Genomic DNA, 14,707 nt, shown 5'->3' with positions numbered 1-14,707 from the left:
TGCATGGCGCGTTCGGCCGTTTAGCCGCCAGGCCCGGACGCAGTGTGATCGGCAATGACGCGCACCATCTCGTCAATATCGCGATCGTGAATTTCGTGGCCTCCACCGGCAATCCGGTGCAGTCGCGCGTTCGGCACGGCCTGAGTGAAGGCCTCTCCGTGCCCGATCGGGAACAGCGGATCGGCTGTGCCATGGATTGCGAGAACCGGCGCCTCGATGTCGGACGCATGCAGCGTGGCGGCCTTGTCCCCGCTCGACAGCGCGAAATGATTGGTCGCACTGATAAAGGAGGTGGCACGGCCGATGTCACGCGCGATCAGGATGCTCGCCGCCTCGGCATCGTGCGGATGCCTGGTGCCGGCCAGCATGGCTGAATCGCGACGCATCAAATCGGCAATGGCTCCGAGGTCCGACCAGTCGATGCGCTCGGCAGCGGCGGAATGTTCCTTGTAAGCCTTGGTCGAAGAGGGCAGGCCGTCTATCCCGATCGGCGAGGTGCTGATCAGGATGAGGGTCAGTACACGCCGAGGGTGGCGCAATGCGGCCTCTTGCGCGACGAAACCGCCCATCGACATGCCCACAAGATGCGCGGCTCCAATCCCATAGCCATCCAGAACGGCGATGGCGTCTTCCGACAGGTCGCCAAACGAATAGCCGGGCTCACCCGGCGGGTAATGGGTGGAGAGACCGGTGTCACGCTGGTCGTAGCGGATGACGTAGCGGCCCTGGGCGGCAAGTTCCTCACAGAACCGTTCCGGCCACCACAGCATCGACGACATCACTCCCATGATCAGCAGGACAGGTGCGCCGGCCGGGTCGCCAAAAGCCTGGGTCTGCAGTTTCGCACCTGTGAGTTCGACGATCTTATCGGTGACGAGTATTGATCCGGTCGTTTCGATGGCCTCAATCCTCCTGGTTGCAGACTGCCACTACTCTCCACCTTGCATAACTGATCCTAATATGCAATCTGTTTCGCATCACATGCCGCGTGTGATGGCCGCTTGGACTGCCAATCGAGCGAAGCAGGGGAAGCGTGATGGCCTTGGATCGTGCCGACTTTTACGATGCGGAATTGGCGAGACACAATCAGCGCCTCAGGATCGCCGCCCGCGTCGGCCGAGGTGATCGCGTGCTCGATATCGGCTGCGGTGCAGGGCAAACGACGCGCGAGGCCGCCCGCGCCGCACCGCAAGGAGAAGCGGTCGGGGTCGACGTTTCGGCTGAGATGCTCGAGGTCGCAAGACAACGGAGTACCGCGGAAGGTTTGCGAAATGTAGTATTCGAGCAGGCGGACGCGCAGTTCCACGCCTTCCTGCCGGCCAGTTTCGACCTCTGCATCAGCCGGTTCGGCGTGATGTTTTTTGCCAATCCGGCGGCGGCTTTTGCCAATATTGGCCGGGCGATGCGTCCGGGCGGGCGCCTCGTGTGGATGGTGTGGCAGAGCCGGGAGCGCAACGCCTGGTCCGGCGCCATCCGACAGGCCCTTGCGCCTGAAACTGCCATTTCCCCGGGTGCTCCCAATCCGTTTTCTTTGGGCGATCCAACCGTCGCAACGGAACTTCTCGGCGCAGCAGGCTTTGTCTCGATCGACTTTGCCGAGGTCCGGGAGCCGGTCTTCTACGGATCGAACGTCGAAGCGGCGTATGACGCGCTCATCAGCCTTTATCTTGTGAAGGACGCGCTCGCACAAACCGATGAACCGCCGGACCAGCCGCTGCAGCGACTGCGCGATCTACTGGAGGCGCATATGACTCCGGAGGGCGTGTTGTTCGACTCGCAGGCGTGGATCATCACCGCTCGCCGAGCGACGGAATAGGCAGAGCCGGGCAGGGCCTCGCCCTTCAACGATGGTCAGCGCCGTCACTTCTCAATAGCGAGGTATGTAGTCCAGGCCGCCGTCGATCCGGTCCGGACGCCCGTCCAGGAAGAGCTCGCCGATGCGCGGCGCCGTGCGGGCGACGACTTTGCCGCGGCGGATCACCGCCAGCCGGTTCGGCTTGAGCCGCAACGCCTCGAGCGTGTCGCTCGCCTGGAGGATGACGAGGTCCGCATTGCATCCAATTTCCAAGCCGTAGCCGGTGAGCCCCATCGTCTTCGCCGAATTGACGGTCAGTGCGTCGAAGATCCTTTTCTTGTCGTCGATGCCGGCCATCTGGGCGACATGGATCGCCATGTGGCCGACCTCCAGCATGTCGCCGGACCCCATCGAATACCACGGATCCATGACGCAATCGTGCCCGAAGGAGACATTCAGCCCGGCATCCATCAGCTCCCGGACCCGGGTCATGCCGCGGCGTTTCGGATAAGTATCATGCCGGCCCTGCAGCATGATGTTGATCAGCGGATTGGGGATCACATTGATCTCCGCCTCTGCCATCAGCGGGATGAGCTTGGAAACATAATAATTGTCCATCGAATGCATCGAGGTCAGATGCGAGCCGGCGACACGTCCCTGCAGGCCGAAGCGGATGGTTTGCGCGGCCAGCGTCTCGATATGGCGCGAAAGCGGATCGTCGGTTTCATCGCAATGCATATCGACCGGCAGGCCACGATCGGCGGCGATGCGGCAGAGCGCCTCGACCGACGCCGTGCCGTCGCCCATCGTCCGTTCGAAGTGAGGAATGCCACCGACGATGTCAACGCCCATATCGAGCGCCCGGTTGAGCGCGTCGATCGCCCCCCGCGAGCGGTAATAACCGTCTTGGGGAAAGGCGACCAGTTGCAGATCGATATAGGGCGCGACCCTTTCACGGACTTCGATCATCGCCTCGACGGTCACCAGTCTGGGATCACTCGTATCGACATGGCTGCGGATGAAAAGCAGGCCTTGCGTGACCGCGAGATCGCAATAGCGCAGCGCGCGGTCGACCAATTCCTCCTTCGTCACGATCGGTCGCAACTCTCCCCAGAGCGCGATACCCTCGAGCAGCGTACCCGACACGTTCATCCGCGGCAGGCCGAGCGATAGCGTGGCGTCCATATGAAAATGCGGATCGACGAAAGGCGGGCTGACCAGCCTGCCGGTTGCGTCGATTTCCTCTGCCGCCTGCGCCTGCAGATTGCGCTCGACGGCAACGATCCTGCCGCCCTCGATACCGATATCGATGCCGGTTCGGCCATCGGGGAGATTTGCGTTTCTGACGATTAGATCGAACATCGGAACCTCTTTGGAAAAGGCGGCTTCACCGCTCGCCGCGACGATAGGGCTGCATCAGCGCCTGCGGGACGCGGGCGCGGCGGGCCATGATGGCAAGAGCGGCAATGGAAAGGATATAGGGCGTCATCAGGAAAAGCTGATAGGGCACGAGGCCGCTCAGCGCCGTTTGCAGCCGAAGCTGAAAGGCATCGAAGAAGGCGAAGAGCAGCGCCCCGAACAGCGCGCGACCCGGCCGCCAGGAGGCGAACACGACAAGCGCGATGCAGATCCAACCGCGCCCCTGCACCATGGTCGGGAAAAAGCTGTTGAACGCCGACAATGTCAGGAAAGCGCCGCCCATTCCCATCAGCGCGCTGCCGATGACGACCGCGCCGTATCGCACCTTCATCGGATTGACGCCCTGGGCTTCGGCTGCATGCGGATTTTCACCGGTCATGCGGATTGCGAGCCCCACGGGCGTTCGGAAGATGATGTAGGCCATCAGCAGGGCGATAAGGATCGCAAGATAGGTCGGCGCCGTCTCCGTAAAGAAGGCCGGGCCGATGAACGGCAGCGTCGAGAGACCGGGGATGGCGATCGGCTGAAACGGCACGATGGTGGGCGGTGTATTGGCAAGCGGCACGATCAGCCGGAAGACATAATAGCTGAAACTGGAAGCAAAGAGCGTGACGCCAAGGCCGGAGACGTGCTGGGACAGGCCGAGCGTCACCGTCAGCGACGCATGCAGCAGGCCGAAGATACCGCCGGCGACCGCGGCGATCAGCAGGCCGGTCCACAGATCGGCGCCGTGGTAGACGGAAAGCCAGCCGATCATCGCCCCGAAGGTCATGATGCCTTCGATGCCGAGATTGAGCACGCCGGCCCGTTCGCAGAGCAAAGCGCCGAGCGTGCCGAAAATCAGCGGCGTGGCGATCCGCAGGACTGCCGCCCAGAGCCCGGCGGAGGCGATGATATCGAACAACTGCGTCATCGCCTTATCCTGTATTGGGTGAAGAACAATGCGATCAGCATCGTCAGTAGCGACAGCGCCACCGTGACGTCGGCAATATAGGTCGGGATGCCGAGGCCCCGGCTCATGCCGTCGGCGCCGACGAACATCGTGGCCGTGAAAATGGCGGCGAAGACGACGCCGAGCGGATTGAGATTGGCAAGCATCGCCACCACGATGCCGGCGTAGCCGAAACCGGGCGACAGGTCGGTCGTGACGTAACCCTTGACGCCCATCACCTCGATCGCTCCCGCAAGCCCTGCAAGCCCACCGGAGAGACAGGCAACCTTCACCAGTGTTCTTCCGAGCGGCACACCAGCAAAAACCGCACCGGCAGAATTGAGGCCGGCGGCGCGCGACTGCATGCCAAATACGGTGCGGGACTGGACGAAGTGAACGGCGACCGCCAGGGCGATCGCGATCGCAAGGCCGATATGCAGGCGCGAGCGGGCGATCAGCTTCGGCAGCATGGCATGATCGCTGACGGATTGCGACTGCGGCCAGCCGAATGCGAGTGGATCCTTGAGGACGCCATCTATGAGCATCGAGACGAAAAGCACGGCGATGAAATTCAGGAGCAGGCTGGTGACGACCTCATCGACGGAAAAGCGCAGCCTGAGCCACAGCGGGATCAAAATCAGCACCATGCCGGCAATCGCGCCGATCAGCAGCAACAGCGGAATGAGAAGGGGTGCCGGGAGATTGCCGAGCAGTTTCGAGCTTGCCGCCGCTACGGCGATGGCGCCGAGATAGAACTGGCCCTCGGCACCGATATTCCAGAGCCGCGCGCGGAAGGCGACGGCGGCGGCAAGTCCGGTCAGCATCAGCGGCGTCGCCCGCGTCAGTGTCTCGGTCGCCGAAAGCCGCGAGCCGAAGGCGCCGGTCAGGATGCGCCAATAGGCATCGAGAACAGGCGCGCCGGCGATCGAGATCAGGATGCCCGCCAGTGCAAGCGCTGCGATCACGGCGATGACGGGTGTGGCGACCAGCAGGTAAAGCGGGCGGTGCTCGCGGCGCTCAAATCGCATGATCTGCCTCGCGGGTCTCTTGCCATTCGCCGGCCATCATCAGCCCCAGTCTGCGGGCATCGGCGCCGTCGGCTTCGACAGGCGGCGACAGGCGGCCGCCGACGATCGCCTGTATGCGGTCTGCAAGCGCGATCACCTCGTCAAGATCCTCCGAGATCAGCAGTACAGCGGTTCCCTGCCGGCGGGCTTCCAGCAGGCGCGCATGCACGGCGGCCACCGCGCCTTCGTCGAGGCCGCGGGCAGGCTGGGCCGCAATCAGGATACGCGGCCGGCGATAGAGGCTGCGCCCGAGAATGAGCTTCTGCATATTGCCGCCGGACAGCAGCCGTGTGCGGATCGCCGGGCCGCCGCCGCGAACGTCGAAGCCGTCGATAATCTCTCGCGCGAAGGTTATGCCGGCCTTGCGGTTGACGAGGCCGTGGCGCGAGAAGGCCGGCGAGGCGATGCGCTCCAGCACGGCGTTTTCCCAGATCGCCATTTCGCCGATCACGCCCTCATGGTTGCGGTCCTCGGGAATGCGGCCGATGCCGGCTTCGACGACATCGGCGACGCCAAGATTGCCGACCACTTCGCCGAACAACCTGAGGTCGCCGCTGCTGCGCGCCAGCGTGCCGGAAAGAAGATGCGCCAATGCGGCCTGGCCGTTGCCGGAAACGCCGATAATGCCGAGGATCTCTCCCTGATGCAGCCGGAAGCTGATCGATTTCAGCCGATCGATGCCGCCGGCTCGCACGGTCACGCCTGAAGCCTCGAGTGCAACGGCGCCGGGTGTCGACGGTTCGCGAACGGGCCGCGTTACGCGGTGCCCGACCATCAGCTCGGCGAGTTCCGCCTTGCTGGTTTCCGACGCCCCGCGCTCGGCGACCATCCTGCCGGCGCGCAGCACGACGATGCGGTCTGCTGCCGCCATCACCTCGTCGAGCTTGTGCGAAATGAAGATCAGCGACAGGCCCTGGCGGGCCATTTCCTTCAGCGTCGTGAACAGCCGCTCGGCTTCGATGTTGGTCAGCACCGCCGTCGGCTCATCGAGGATCAGGATGCGGGCATCGTTGTAGAGCGCCTTGAGGATTTCCACTCTTTGCTGCTCGCCGACCGAAAGGTCGCCAAGACGGGCATCCGGATCGACTTGCAGGCCGAAGCGCTCCGAAATCGCCAGGAGTTTCTTGCGCGCCGCCGATGTTGCCGATCGCCAGGACCACAGGCGTTCGGTGCCAGTCATGACGTTTTCGAGAACGGTCAGATTGGGCGCGAGCGAGAAATGCTGATGCACCATGCCGACGCCGGCGCGGATCGCCGCGCGCGGCTTGCCCTGCGGCAACTCGGCGCCGTCGATCAGAATTCGCCCGGCATCCGGCACATAGTGGCCGAAAAGGATGCTCATCAGCGTGGTCTTGCCCGCGCCGTTCTCGCCGAGTAGGGCGACGACCTCGCCCCTGGCCAGCGTCATGGAAATATCGTCATTGGCGAGATTGGCGCCGAAGCGTTTGCTGACGCCGACAATCTCGAGAACAGGCTCGGTCATGACGGCAACCCCGCCACTGGAAAACGGTGCGGCCATCGCCCCTCCGCCTCCAGGCGTGCGGCAAGCGACAGAAGCCTCGGCTCGTGACCCATCGGCATCATGAGCTGCACCGGCAGCGGCATGGCGTGCTGATCCTGTCCAAAAGGCAGCGTCAAAGCAGGAAAACCCGAGACATTGGCAAGGCAGGCAAGCGGCGCAAACGCGGTCATTCGCTCCAGATGCAGATCGGTGTCGGCATGATCGGACGGAAAGGAGCCGATCGCAAGAGGCGCGGAGGCGAGCATCGGCATCAGGATGCAATCGACCGTATCGAATAGCCCCCAGACCGCATGGCTCACCAGCACCGCATCGTTCAGTGTTTTCCAGAGCGCGGTGGCCGAAAGCGTTCGTCCGCGTCTAGCGAAAGCCCGGGTGAGGGGCTCAGCCCTGCTTTCCTCGAGGGCTGCCGCCTCGACGAGGGCGGCGAGATTGACCGAAACGATATCGGCAAAGGCGCGGCCGCTGGCGGCGGCGCTCCATTCGAAGTCGGCCCAGGCCAATGGAACGATGGCGTGTCCGTCCTTCTCGAGCACACGCGCGGCGTCCGCGACGGCCGCAAGTCGATCGCCCTCGGTCGGGTGGGCGGGTCCGGTATCCGTCAACAGGCCGATCCGCAAACGGCCGGTGTCGACATCGGCGGGAGAGGGATCGGGAACCGGTCCGCGTGCATTGCCGCTCAGCCGGTCGAAAATCAGCGCAGTATCCCGCACCGAGCGGCAGACCGCCAGTTCGCTCGCAATGCCGGCAAGGTGGTTGCCGAAAGACGGCCCGCCGGGGATGGCGCCGCGGGTCGGCTTCATTCCGACAAGGCCGCAGCAGGCGGCGGGCACGCGGATCGAGCCGCCGGCATCGGTGGCATGGGCAATCGCGACGATCCCGGCAGCAACCGCTGCCGCCGCACCGCCGGACGAGCCGCCGGCGGTGCGCGTGGGATCGAGCGGGTTGCGACAGACAGGTCCGATCGCCGGTTCGCTGGCGAGCGAAAGGCCGAATTCCGGGCTCGTCGTCAGGCCGAACAGACAGAAGCCGGCCTCGCGGAACCGCGAAGCGAGTTCGGAGTCGGCTCCGCCGCCGTTTCGCTCGAAGAGGCGGGAACCGGCCGTTACCGGCAGTCCGCGGAAGGGGCCGCCAAGATCCTTCGCCAAGGTCGGCACGCCGGCAAAGGGCCGCGCCGAGAAATGCTCGGGCGCGCTCTGCCGCTCCCGGTCGCAGGCCTGCGCCGCGGCGAGACCAATGGCGCCGTCGAGATAGGCGATCGCGCCGAGCGGCTCATGCCGCGCGGCGGCCTCAAGCGAGATCTGCATCGCTTCTGCAGCGCTCAGACTGCCATGCCTGATCGCTGCCACCAGTTCCGTCGCATCGCCCTGCATGGGGCGAACTACTTCGGCTCTTCCATCATCTTCGGAACTTCGAAGGTGCCTGCCTTGATCTCCGCCCGCTTGGCTTCCATCGCGGCCTCCGCCTCGGCAGGCGCCACGCCCTTGACGAAGACGATATCGCTGCCGCCTTCCTTCATCAGACCGTAGGACGTGTAGTTCCTGCCGACCGGTTTGCCGGCAGCGACATCGGCGATCGCGGCATTGAGGATCGGGCGGAAATACCACATGGCGTTGGCAAACACCGTATCGGGATAACGCGGCGTGTAATCGACTAGCGAGCCGACCGACTTGATGCCGCGTTCCTTGGCGGCATCGGCCGTGCCGATGCGCTCGCCGAACAGAATGTCGGCGCCGGCGTCGATCTGGGCAAGGCCGGCCTCGCGGGCCTTCGGGGGATCGAAGAAGGTGCCGATGAACGAGACCAGGTGCTTTGCGTCGGGATTGACAGCCTTGACGCCCGCGGCAAAGGCGTTGATCAGCATGTTGACCTCGGGGATCGGAATGGCGCCGACCGAACCGACTACATTCGACTTGGTCATCTTGCCCGCGAGCATGCCGGCCAGATAGGCGCCGTCATGATTCCACGTGCCGAAGACACCGAAATTGTCGCCGGCCTGTTCACCGCTGGAGCCCAGGACGAAGGCGGTGTCGGGATAGTCTGCCGCGACCTGCCGGGCCTCCTTCTCCACCGCATAGGCCTCGCCGACGATCAGCTTGTTGCCCTGTTCGGCATATTCGCGCATGGCGCGCGGATAATCGGTGCCGGAGACGCCTTCGGAAAAGACATATTCGATGACGCCTTCCTTGGCAGCGTCCTGAAGGGCCTTGTGAAGACAGGAATTCCAAGCGTTTTCGACTGGCGACGCATGAATGCCGGCAACTTTCAGCGGGGCGGCGGCCCTTGCGAGCGGGGCGAGGCTGCTCACTCCGAGCGCAATGCCCGATGCGATCACTGCCCGGCGTGAAATCAGGATGTCTTTGGTCATCGATTGCTCCCCTTTTTTTACCTTCTGGTTCAAAAATCATAGTAGCGCCTAAAAACGTGTCAAGGAGAGAAGAGGCTTAAAAATCAGGCTGATCGGCCCTGGCGCTGCTTCATTACACGCCATTTTTTCGGCGTTCTTGATGGCGTCACGACTTGGCGCAACGAACGCGGCGTGGCAGGCTGCATTCCCGTTGCCGCCGCGCTTTCCGGTCGAGATTTCTCGCTTCAAGAAGCAAGAGCTTCCCTTCCGGGGGATCTGGCTCCGGACCGGATCTGCAGGCTTGGCGCGGCGGTATCGGCAGGGTATGCAGAAGGCGATGGGGCTGGGGAAACAATAAATGGGTGAAGAAGAGGACGCCTCGCGGCGGCCGATCGCAAGCCGGTCGTCGTCCTGGGCGATCGGCATGAGTGCGTGGCTGGCACGCACCGGTGTGACGCCGAACAGCATTTCGCTCTTCTCGATCCTGTTTGCCGGCTTCGGCGCGGCGCTCATCCTGCTCACGACCCATCCAATCGCCATGATCGGCGCGGCTTTCTCGGTGCAGCTGCGGCTCGTCTGCAACCTGCTCGACGGGATGGTCGCGATCGAAGGCGGCAAGAAAACCAAAAGCGGGGCGATCTACAATGAATTCCCCGATCGGGTCGCCGACAGCCTGCTGCTCGTGGCGGCCGGTTATGCCTGCGGCTTTCCCTGGCTCGGCTGGCTGGCCGCGCTGCTTGCCGCACTCACCGCCTATATCAGGGTGTTCGGAGGATCGGTCGGCCTTGCCCAGGACTTCAGCGGCATCATGGCCAAGCAGCGCCGCATGGCGGTGCTGACGGCCGGCCTCGTTGCGCAGAGTGTGGAGACGCTGGTCTCCGCCAGCCATTGGTCGCTGATCCTGAGCTCAGCCATCATCGCGACCGGCAGCCTCGTCACCTGCATCACCCGTACGATAACGCTTTCCCATTTGCTGGAGAGACTATGACCGCGCTTGTCCGTCGCCTCCTTGTGTTGTTCGTCCGTATCATGGTTGGCGCCCGAAGCGAGTGGCGGGGCTGCACGCCCGACACGCGCCGCCGCATCTATTTCGCCAATCACAACAGCCATGTCGATACGGTGGCCGTCATGGCTGCCCTGCCGTATCAGGTGCGGCGGCTGACCCATCCGGTTGCAGCGCGCGACTATTGGGGTACGAGCGCCTTTCGCCGCTTCATCGCGGAGACGGGCCTTCGCGCCGTTCTGATCGACCGCAAGCCTCTGCCGGACAGCAACCCGCTGGAGCCGCTCGAGCGCCTGCTCGAGGAAGGGCGCTCGATCCTGATTTTTCCCGAGGGAACGAGAAGCTCTACCGATGAGATCGCCCCGCTCCGCAGCGGCATCTATCGCCTTGCCTGCCGCTTCCCGGATGTCGATCTTGTGCCGATCCATCTCGACAATCTGCAGCGCATCCTGCCCAAGGGAAGCTGGCTCATCGTGCCGATCACCTGCACGGCGCGCTTCGGCAAGCCGCTGCGCGTCGAACCGGGCGAAGGCAAGGACGCCTTCCTGGCCCGCGCCCGCGCCGCGATCATCGAGCTGGCAGACGGAGGGCGCACCGCATGACCAGCCTTTTCTCCATCGTCCTTGCCGCGATCCTCGGCCTGCTCGCCGTTGCCTCCGCCATCGGTTTCATCCTGCAGCGGCGCGCGACCGAACCCGGGTCTGTCGCCACCGTCCAGAACCTCAATGCCCGCATCCGCTCCTGGTGGATCATGGTCGCGGTCTTTGGCGGCGCGATCCTGCTCGGCGATACGGCGGTGGTCATCCTGTTCGCATTCCTGTCCTTCATGGCGCTGCGCGAATTCTGGACGCTGACGCCATCACGGCGCGGCGACCACCAGGCGCTGTTCCTGTCCTTCTTCGTCGTCCTGCCGCTGCACTATGTGCTGCTCGGAACGCTATGGTACGGCCTCTTTTCCATCTTCATCCCGGTCTACGCCTTCCTGATCCTGCCGGCGGTGGCGACGCTGACGGGCGACGTTAACGAGTTCCTGGCGCGGACCGCCAGGGTGCAATGGGGACTGATGCTGACGGTCTATTCGATCAGCCATGCGCCCGCACTGCTGATGCTTGAGACCGGAACGCCGTCCGCACTTCTTCTCGTCTATCTCGTCATCGTCGTGCAGCTCAGCGACGTCTTCCAGTATGTGTGGGGCAAGCTTCTCGGAAAACATCGTTTCTCGCCGAATATCAGCCCCTCGAAGACGCTCGAAGGCCTGATCGGCGGCGGCGCCTCGGCCATCCTTGTGGGAACTCTGCTCTATCGCCTGACGCCGTTCTCACCCCTGCAGGCGGCTGCCGTCAGCACAGTCATCGTCGTCGCCGGCTTCTTCGGCGGCTTCGTGCTCTCGGCCATCAAACGCGATCTCAACGCTAAGGACTGGGGTTATGTGATCGAGGGCCACGGCGGCGTGCTCGATCGTCTCGACTCCATCACCTTCGCCGCGCCGCTGTTCTTCCACATCGTCCGCTACTGGTTCACCGCCTGAGGATATCCGCCGCATGCGGCCGGTTGCTCAAAACCGGTCTATGTCCTCAAGGCTTTCGATGAGCCGTTGCTGAACCTCCCGCTCTTGCCGCTCGATTGCCGTCACCAGCTTGCTCATCGTTCCCCGCAAGGTGTGCAGTTGGTCGAGCAGATCCATGACGACATCGACCCCGGCTTCGTTGACGCCCATATTGCCCATGAGATCGAGGATGAGCCGGCCGCGGGCGACGTCGGCCTCGCGAAACTGCCGCCCTTCGCCTGACATCGCCGGGATAAGCCAGCCCCGTTCGACCCAGAAGTCGAGCTGGACGACATCGATTTTCAAGCAAAGACGGAACTCATGATCATCCATGATCAGGCCTCCATGTTCTTCCTCGGATCGTATGGATTTGCCGCCGCCCATTCCTTCACCAGGGAGGTCAGCCGTTCGTCCGGATTATCGGGCAGCACGATCTTCAAGGAGACATAGACATCGCCGTGTCCGCCGCCGCGTTTTGGAACGCCCTTGCCCCTGAGACGCAGGACCTTGCCCGTATTCGAGTGCGGAGGCAGCGTCACGCTGACAGGTCCCGACGGTGTCGGGATGCGGACCTTGCCGCCGAGCACCGCCTCGCCCAGCGAGATCGGCAGTTCCAGGCGGATGTCGTCGCCGTCACGGGTGAAGAAGCGGTGAGGGGCCACACGGATCTCGATCAGGGCGTCGCCCGGCGGGCCGCCGCCAATGCCCGGTTCGCCTTTGCCACGCAGGCGCAAGGTCTGGCCGTCGCGGGTTCCGGGCGGGATCTGCACGTCGAGCTGCGGCCCATCCGGCAGCTTGATCTCGGTCCTGGTGCCGTTGACGGCCTCGAGAAAATCGACCTCCATGGAGAAACGCCGATCCTGGCCTTGGCTGCGCATCCTGCCGCCGCCGGTGCGGCGGGAAAAGAAATTGGCAAAAGTGTTGTCGATATCGGCGAAATCGGCAAAGCCGGAATTGTTGCGGTAGGGATCATTGGCACCGCTCGCCGAGGCATAGTCGCGGTAATAGCTGCGCTGCGCCCGCTCGGCGCCCGTCATATCGATCTCGCCGCGGTCGAAACGTCCCCGCTTCTGTTCGTCGCTCAAAATCTCGTAAGCGGTCGAAATATCCTTGAATCGGTCCTCGGCCTTTTTGTCGCCGGGGTTAAGGTCGGGGTGAAGCTTCTTGGCGAGCTTGCGGAACGCGCTCTGAATCTCCTTCTGCGTCGCATCCCGCTTCACGCCCAGAAGCTCGTAGGGATCCTGGCTCATACATATCTCCGGTCGGGCAGTCCATGCTGCTGGTTGGCTTGTCACTGATATAGGTTGCCGGTCCGCCGCCGGGGAGGGGCAGCCCACGCGGCGCATCAAGCCGGTGGCCCTGTGATCGACGGAAACTTGCCAGGGGTCAAAGCAGGGCAGCGTCTTCGGCCTGCAGCGCGGAGCCCTCATGTAGCTGGGCTAAACGCCGATCGACGAGAACCGAGCATCCCGCATGTCGCACCACCTGCTCGACGATCGAGGAGAAGACATAGTCGGTGATATCGGGCACGTGGGATGACAGCAGAATGAGATCGGCCGCTCTCTCCCTTGCCGCCGACACCAGCAGGGAGGAGGCGGCGCCGATGCGAACCTCGATCATCACAGGGATTCCCAACTCCTTGCAGAGCGACACAAGCTTCTTTTCGGCGTCGACGATGGCGGCCGTTTCCGATTCCTCGGGAATGCCGGTCAGACGGCGCTGCGGGACATTCTCGATGACATGCATAACGAGGATGGTTCCGCCTTCGTCCACAAGCGCCGCGGCCCGGCGCAGCAGACGGTTTGCCGTCTGCCTCGAACCCATGCCGATGCCGCAGATGATCATGCGATACATTGAATCAATATCCTCGGATGCGAGCCATTTCCGTGATCTTATCTCTATCGAGGCCGCCTGCTTTGACCAAAGTCAAGTCGGAATGCCGCTCGTGCATTCTGACGCCCTGTCGCAGTTGACGGCGGTCCGATCGGCGATAGCTCTCATGCCATGTCGTCGTCACCACAGAGGTTTCACATGCCGAATTTCGCAATCATCGGAGCGGGCGCTATGGGAAGCGCTGTCGCCAAACGGCTGATCGACCATGGCGCCACGGTGCTGACTTGCCTCGAAGGCCGGAGCGAGCAGACGATCGCGCGCGCCAAGACAGCCGGCATGGTGCCGGTTGGACGCCAGGCGCTGGCTGAAGCCGAGCTGATCCTGTCGATCGTTCCGCCGGCGGAAGCGATCGGTGTCGCCGAATTCGTCGCGCAGATATCGTCGGGAATGCCGGCGCCGCCGCCCTTTATCGACCTCAACGCGATCGCGCCGAAGACCATGCAGGCCCTGGCGGCGCGGTTCGATGGCAGCCGGATAGACGTTCTCGACGGCGCCATCATCGGCGGGCCGCCGGTTCCCGGCAAATCAGGGCCGGCCATCTATATCAGCGGCGATAGCGCGCAGCGAAGCAGGCTGCTCGAAGATTACGGCTTGCTGGTCCGCAGGCTCGATGGGCCACTCGGCGCGGCTTCGGCGCTGAAGATGTGTTATGCCGGCATCAACAAGGGCTTTATCGGCCTCGGCGCCGCAATGCTGCTGGCCGCATCCCGCTCGGGCGCTGCCGAAAGCCTGAAGGCCGAACTCGCCGAGAGCCTTCCCGACGTTGACCGCAAGCTGTCGAAATCCATTCCCGACATGTATCCGAAAGCCTATCGCTGGGTTGCCGAAATGCAGGAGATCGCCGACTTCCTTGGAGAGGACGATCCGGCGGCAGGAATTTTTCGCGGCATGGCGGAGGTCTTCTCCAGGCTGGCAGACGACGTCAAGGGCAGCCGCGCGCTGGTGAGGCAGTTGGAAGAGATCCTTTACTCCCCGGAAACCGCCGGTGCGATGGTCATGCCATAACGTGGTCTCGAGGCGGCCAGCGGACGTCCGAGACGGCTATTTGTTCGGATTCGCAATGTTCTGACGATTGCGTGAAGCCGGCCTGACACCTCTGACAAAAGCAGATCGCCTCTGCTATGTCAGGAAAAATGTGGCGTCCCAGCCGGCGCTGCAATCGATCCGATCAATGCCAGGAGTTTGAA

Annotated in this window: 15 protein-coding genes; 5 read left to right on the top strand and 10 right to left on the bottom strand. The window is 63.5% G+C overall.

The features are described from left to right. Positions 1-20: 20 nt before the first annotated feature. Positions 21-899 carry an alpha/beta fold hydrolase gene (locus tag AMC88_RS30310; RefSeq protein WP_064830279.1) on the bottom strand — a complete coding sequence of 293 codons (879 nt, stop codon included), beginning with the start codon at positions 897-899 and terminating at the stop codon, positions 21-23. A gap of 137 nt (positions 900-1,036) precedes the next feature. On the opposite strand from AMC88_RS30310, the gene AMC88_RS30305 reads away from it, so the two are divergent. Further along, positions 1,037-1,816 (top strand): class I SAM-dependent methyltransferase, encoded by a 780-nt coding sequence (locus tag AMC88_RS30305; RefSeq protein WP_064830278.1) that lies wholly within the window; start codon positions 1,037-1,039, stop codon positions 1,814-1,816. Between the two features lie 51 nt (positions 1,817-1,867). Here AMC88_RS30305 and AMC88_RS30300 read toward each other — a convergent pair whose 3' ends face one another. From AMC88_RS30300 to AMC88_RS30275, 6 genes are read right to left on the bottom strand one after another with little or no spacing between them, the layout of a single operon-like run. Beyond that, on the bottom strand, positions 1,868-3,157 hold the full coding sequence (locus AMC88_RS30300; RefSeq protein ID WP_064830277.1) for an amidohydrolase family protein: 1,290 nt from the start codon (positions 3,155-3,157) through the stop codon (positions 1,868-1,870). Between the two features lie 25 nt (positions 3,158-3,182). Next, positions 3,183-4,127 (bottom strand): ABC transporter permease, encoded by a 945-nt coding sequence (locus AMC88_RS30295; protein ID WP_064826393.1) that lies wholly within the window; start codon positions 4,125-4,127, stop codon positions 3,183-3,185. Next, entirely contained in the window at positions 4,124-5,173 is a 1,050-nt protein-coding gene (locus AMC88_RS30290) for an ABC transporter permease (RefSeq protein WP_064830276.1), read from the bottom strand. Before AMC88_RS30290 ends, AMC88_RS30295 begins: the two co-directional genes overlap by 4 nt. Further along, positions 5,163-6,695: an ABC transporter ATP-binding protein gene (locus AMC88_RS30285; protein WP_064826480.1), complete on the bottom strand. Its 1,533-nt coding sequence runs from the start codon at positions 6,693-6,695 to the stop codon at positions 5,163-5,165. The genes AMC88_RS30290 and AMC88_RS30285 overlap by 11 nt, the downstream gene beginning before the upstream one ends. Continuing rightward, positions 6,692-8,104 carry an amidase gene (locus AMC88_RS30280; protein ID WP_064830275.1) on the bottom strand — a complete coding sequence of 471 codons (1,413 nt, stop codon included), beginning with the start codon at positions 8,102-8,104 and terminating at the stop codon, positions 6,692-6,694. The genes AMC88_RS30285 and AMC88_RS30280 overlap by 4 nt, the downstream gene beginning before the upstream one ends. A gap of 8 nt (positions 8,105-8,112) precedes the next feature. Then, positions 8,113-9,099, bottom strand: coding sequence for a BMP family protein (locus tag AMC88_RS30275; protein WP_064826396.1), 987 nt, complete (start codon positions 9,097-9,099; stop codon positions 8,113-8,115). A 337-nt stretch (positions 9,100-9,436) separates the two neighbouring features. Here AMC88_RS30275 and AMC88_RS30265 point away from each other — a divergent pair, with 337 nt between their 5' ends. Genes AMC88_RS30265 through AMC88_RS30255 form a run of 3 tightly spaced genes read left to right on the top strand, consistent with a single transcriptional unit; the run spans position 9,437 to position 11,609 of the window. Beyond that, a complete protein-coding gene (locus tag AMC88_RS30265) occupies positions 9,437-10,066 on the top strand; it encodes a CDP-alcohol phosphatidyltransferase family protein (RefSeq protein WP_064830274.1) in 630 nt (209 codons plus the stop codon). After that, positions 10,063-10,683, top strand: a complete 621-nt coding sequence (locus AMC88_RS30260; RefSeq protein WP_064830273.1) for a lysophospholipid acyltransferase family protein — start codon at positions 10,063-10,065, stop codon at positions 10,681-10,683. Before AMC88_RS30265 ends, AMC88_RS30260 begins: the two co-directional genes overlap by 4 nt. Beyond that, positions 10,680-11,609 carry a phosphatidate cytidylyltransferase gene (locus tag AMC88_RS30255; protein ID WP_064826400.1) on the top strand — a complete coding sequence of 310 codons (930 nt, stop codon included), beginning with the start codon at positions 10,680-10,682 and terminating at the stop codon, positions 11,607-11,609. The genes AMC88_RS30260 and AMC88_RS30255 overlap by 4 nt, the downstream gene beginning before the upstream one ends. Positions 11,610-11,636: 27 nt before the next feature. Here AMC88_RS30255 and AMC88_RS30250 read toward each other — a convergent pair whose 3' ends face one another. From AMC88_RS30250 to AMC88_RS30240, 3 genes are all read right to left on the bottom strand, one after another. After that, positions 11,637-11,960 (bottom strand): chaperone modulator CbpM, encoded by a 324-nt coding sequence (locus AMC88_RS30250; RefSeq protein ID WP_037146079.1) that lies wholly within the window; start codon positions 11,958-11,960, stop codon positions 11,637-11,639. 2 nt (positions 11,961-11,962) lie between these two features. Continuing rightward, entirely contained in the window at positions 11,963-12,877 is a 915-nt protein-coding gene (locus tag AMC88_RS30245) for a DnaJ C-terminal domain-containing protein (protein WP_064830272.1), read from the bottom strand. Between the two features lie 136 nt (positions 12,878-13,013). Further along, complete coding sequence (locus tag AMC88_RS30240; protein WP_064823908.1) at positions 13,014-13,481, bottom strand: universal stress protein; 468 nt, start codon at positions 13,479-13,481, stop codon at positions 13,014-13,016. A gap of 177 nt (positions 13,482-13,658) precedes the next feature. On the opposite strand from AMC88_RS30240, the gene AMC88_RS30235 reads away from it, so the two are divergent. Further along, entirely contained in the window at positions 13,659-14,525 is an 867-nt protein-coding gene (locus AMC88_RS30235; protein ID WP_064826402.1) for an NAD(P)-dependent oxidoreductase, read from the top strand. Positions 14,526-14,707 lie beyond the last annotated feature (182 nt).

It is taken from the genome of Rhizobium phaseoli (genome assembly GCF_001664385.1).
In the GTDB taxonomy this organism is placed as follows: Bacteria; Pseudomonadota; Alphaproteobacteria; order Rhizobiales; family Rhizobiaceae; genus Rhizobium; species Rhizobium phaseoli.
Note: the sequence above shows the minus strand (reverse complement) of the source record. Positions and strands in the feature narration are given on the sequence as shown.

What these genes read in the sequence shown, in the direction of transcription:
- AMC88_RS30300 (WP_064830277.1), bottom strand. Translation starts at nt 3,157, where the DNA reads ATGTTCGATCTAATCGTCAGAAACGCAAATCTCCCCGATGGCCGAACC.
- AMC88_RS30235 (WP_064826402.1), top strand. Translation starts at nt 13,659, where the DNA reads ATGCCGAATTTCGCAATCATCGGAGCGGGCGCTATGGGAAGCGCTGTC.
- AMC88_RS30275 (WP_064826396.1), bottom strand. Translation starts at nt 9,099, where the DNA reads ATGACCAAAGACATCCTGATTTCACGCCGGGCAGTGATCGCATCGGGC.
- AMC88_RS30265 (WP_064830274.1), top strand. Translation starts at nt 9,437, where the DNA reads ATGGGTGAAGAAGAGGACGCCTCGCGGCGGCCGATCGCAAGCCGGTCG.
- AMC88_RS30295 (WP_064826393.1), bottom strand. Translation starts at nt 4,127, where the DNA reads ATGACGCAGTTGTTCGATATCATCGCCTCCGCCGGGCTCTGGGCGGCA.
- AMC88_RS30290 (WP_064830276.1), bottom strand. Translation starts at nt 5,173, where the DNA reads ATGCGATTTGAGCGCCGCGAGCACCGCCCGCTTTACCTGCTGGTCGCC.
- AMC88_RS30280 (WP_064830275.1), bottom strand. Translation starts at nt 8,104, where the DNA reads ATGCAGGGCGATGCGACGGAACTGGTGGCAGCGATCAGGCATGGCAGT.
- AMC88_RS30285 (WP_064826480.1), bottom strand. Translation starts at nt 6,695, where the DNA reads ATGACCGAGCCTGTTCTCGAGATTGTCGGCGTCAGCAAACGCTTCGGC.
- AMC88_RS30260 (WP_064830273.1), top strand. Translation starts at nt 10,063, where the DNA reads ATGACCGCGCTTGTCCGTCGCCTCCTTGTGTTGTTCGTCCGTATCATG.
- AMC88_RS30245 (WP_064830272.1), bottom strand. Translation starts at nt 12,877, where the DNA reads ATGAGCCAGGATCCCTACGAGCTTCTGGGCGTGAAGCGGGATGCGACG.
- AMC88_RS30255 (WP_064826400.1), top strand. Translation starts at nt 10,680, where the DNA reads ATGACCAGCCTTTTCTCCATCGTCCTTGCCGCGATCCTCGGCCTGCTC.
- AMC88_RS30240 (WP_064823908.1), bottom strand. Translation starts at nt 13,481, where the DNA reads ATGTATCGCATGATCATCTGCGGCATCGGCATGGGTTCGAGGCAGACG.
- AMC88_RS30250 (WP_037146079.1), bottom strand. Translation starts at nt 11,960, where the DNA reads ATGGATGATCATGAGTTCCGTCTTTGCTTGAAAATCGATGTCGTCCAG.
- AMC88_RS30305 (WP_064830278.1), top strand. Translation starts at nt 1,037, where the DNA reads ATGGCCTTGGATCGTGCCGACTTTTACGATGCGGAATTGGCGAGACAC.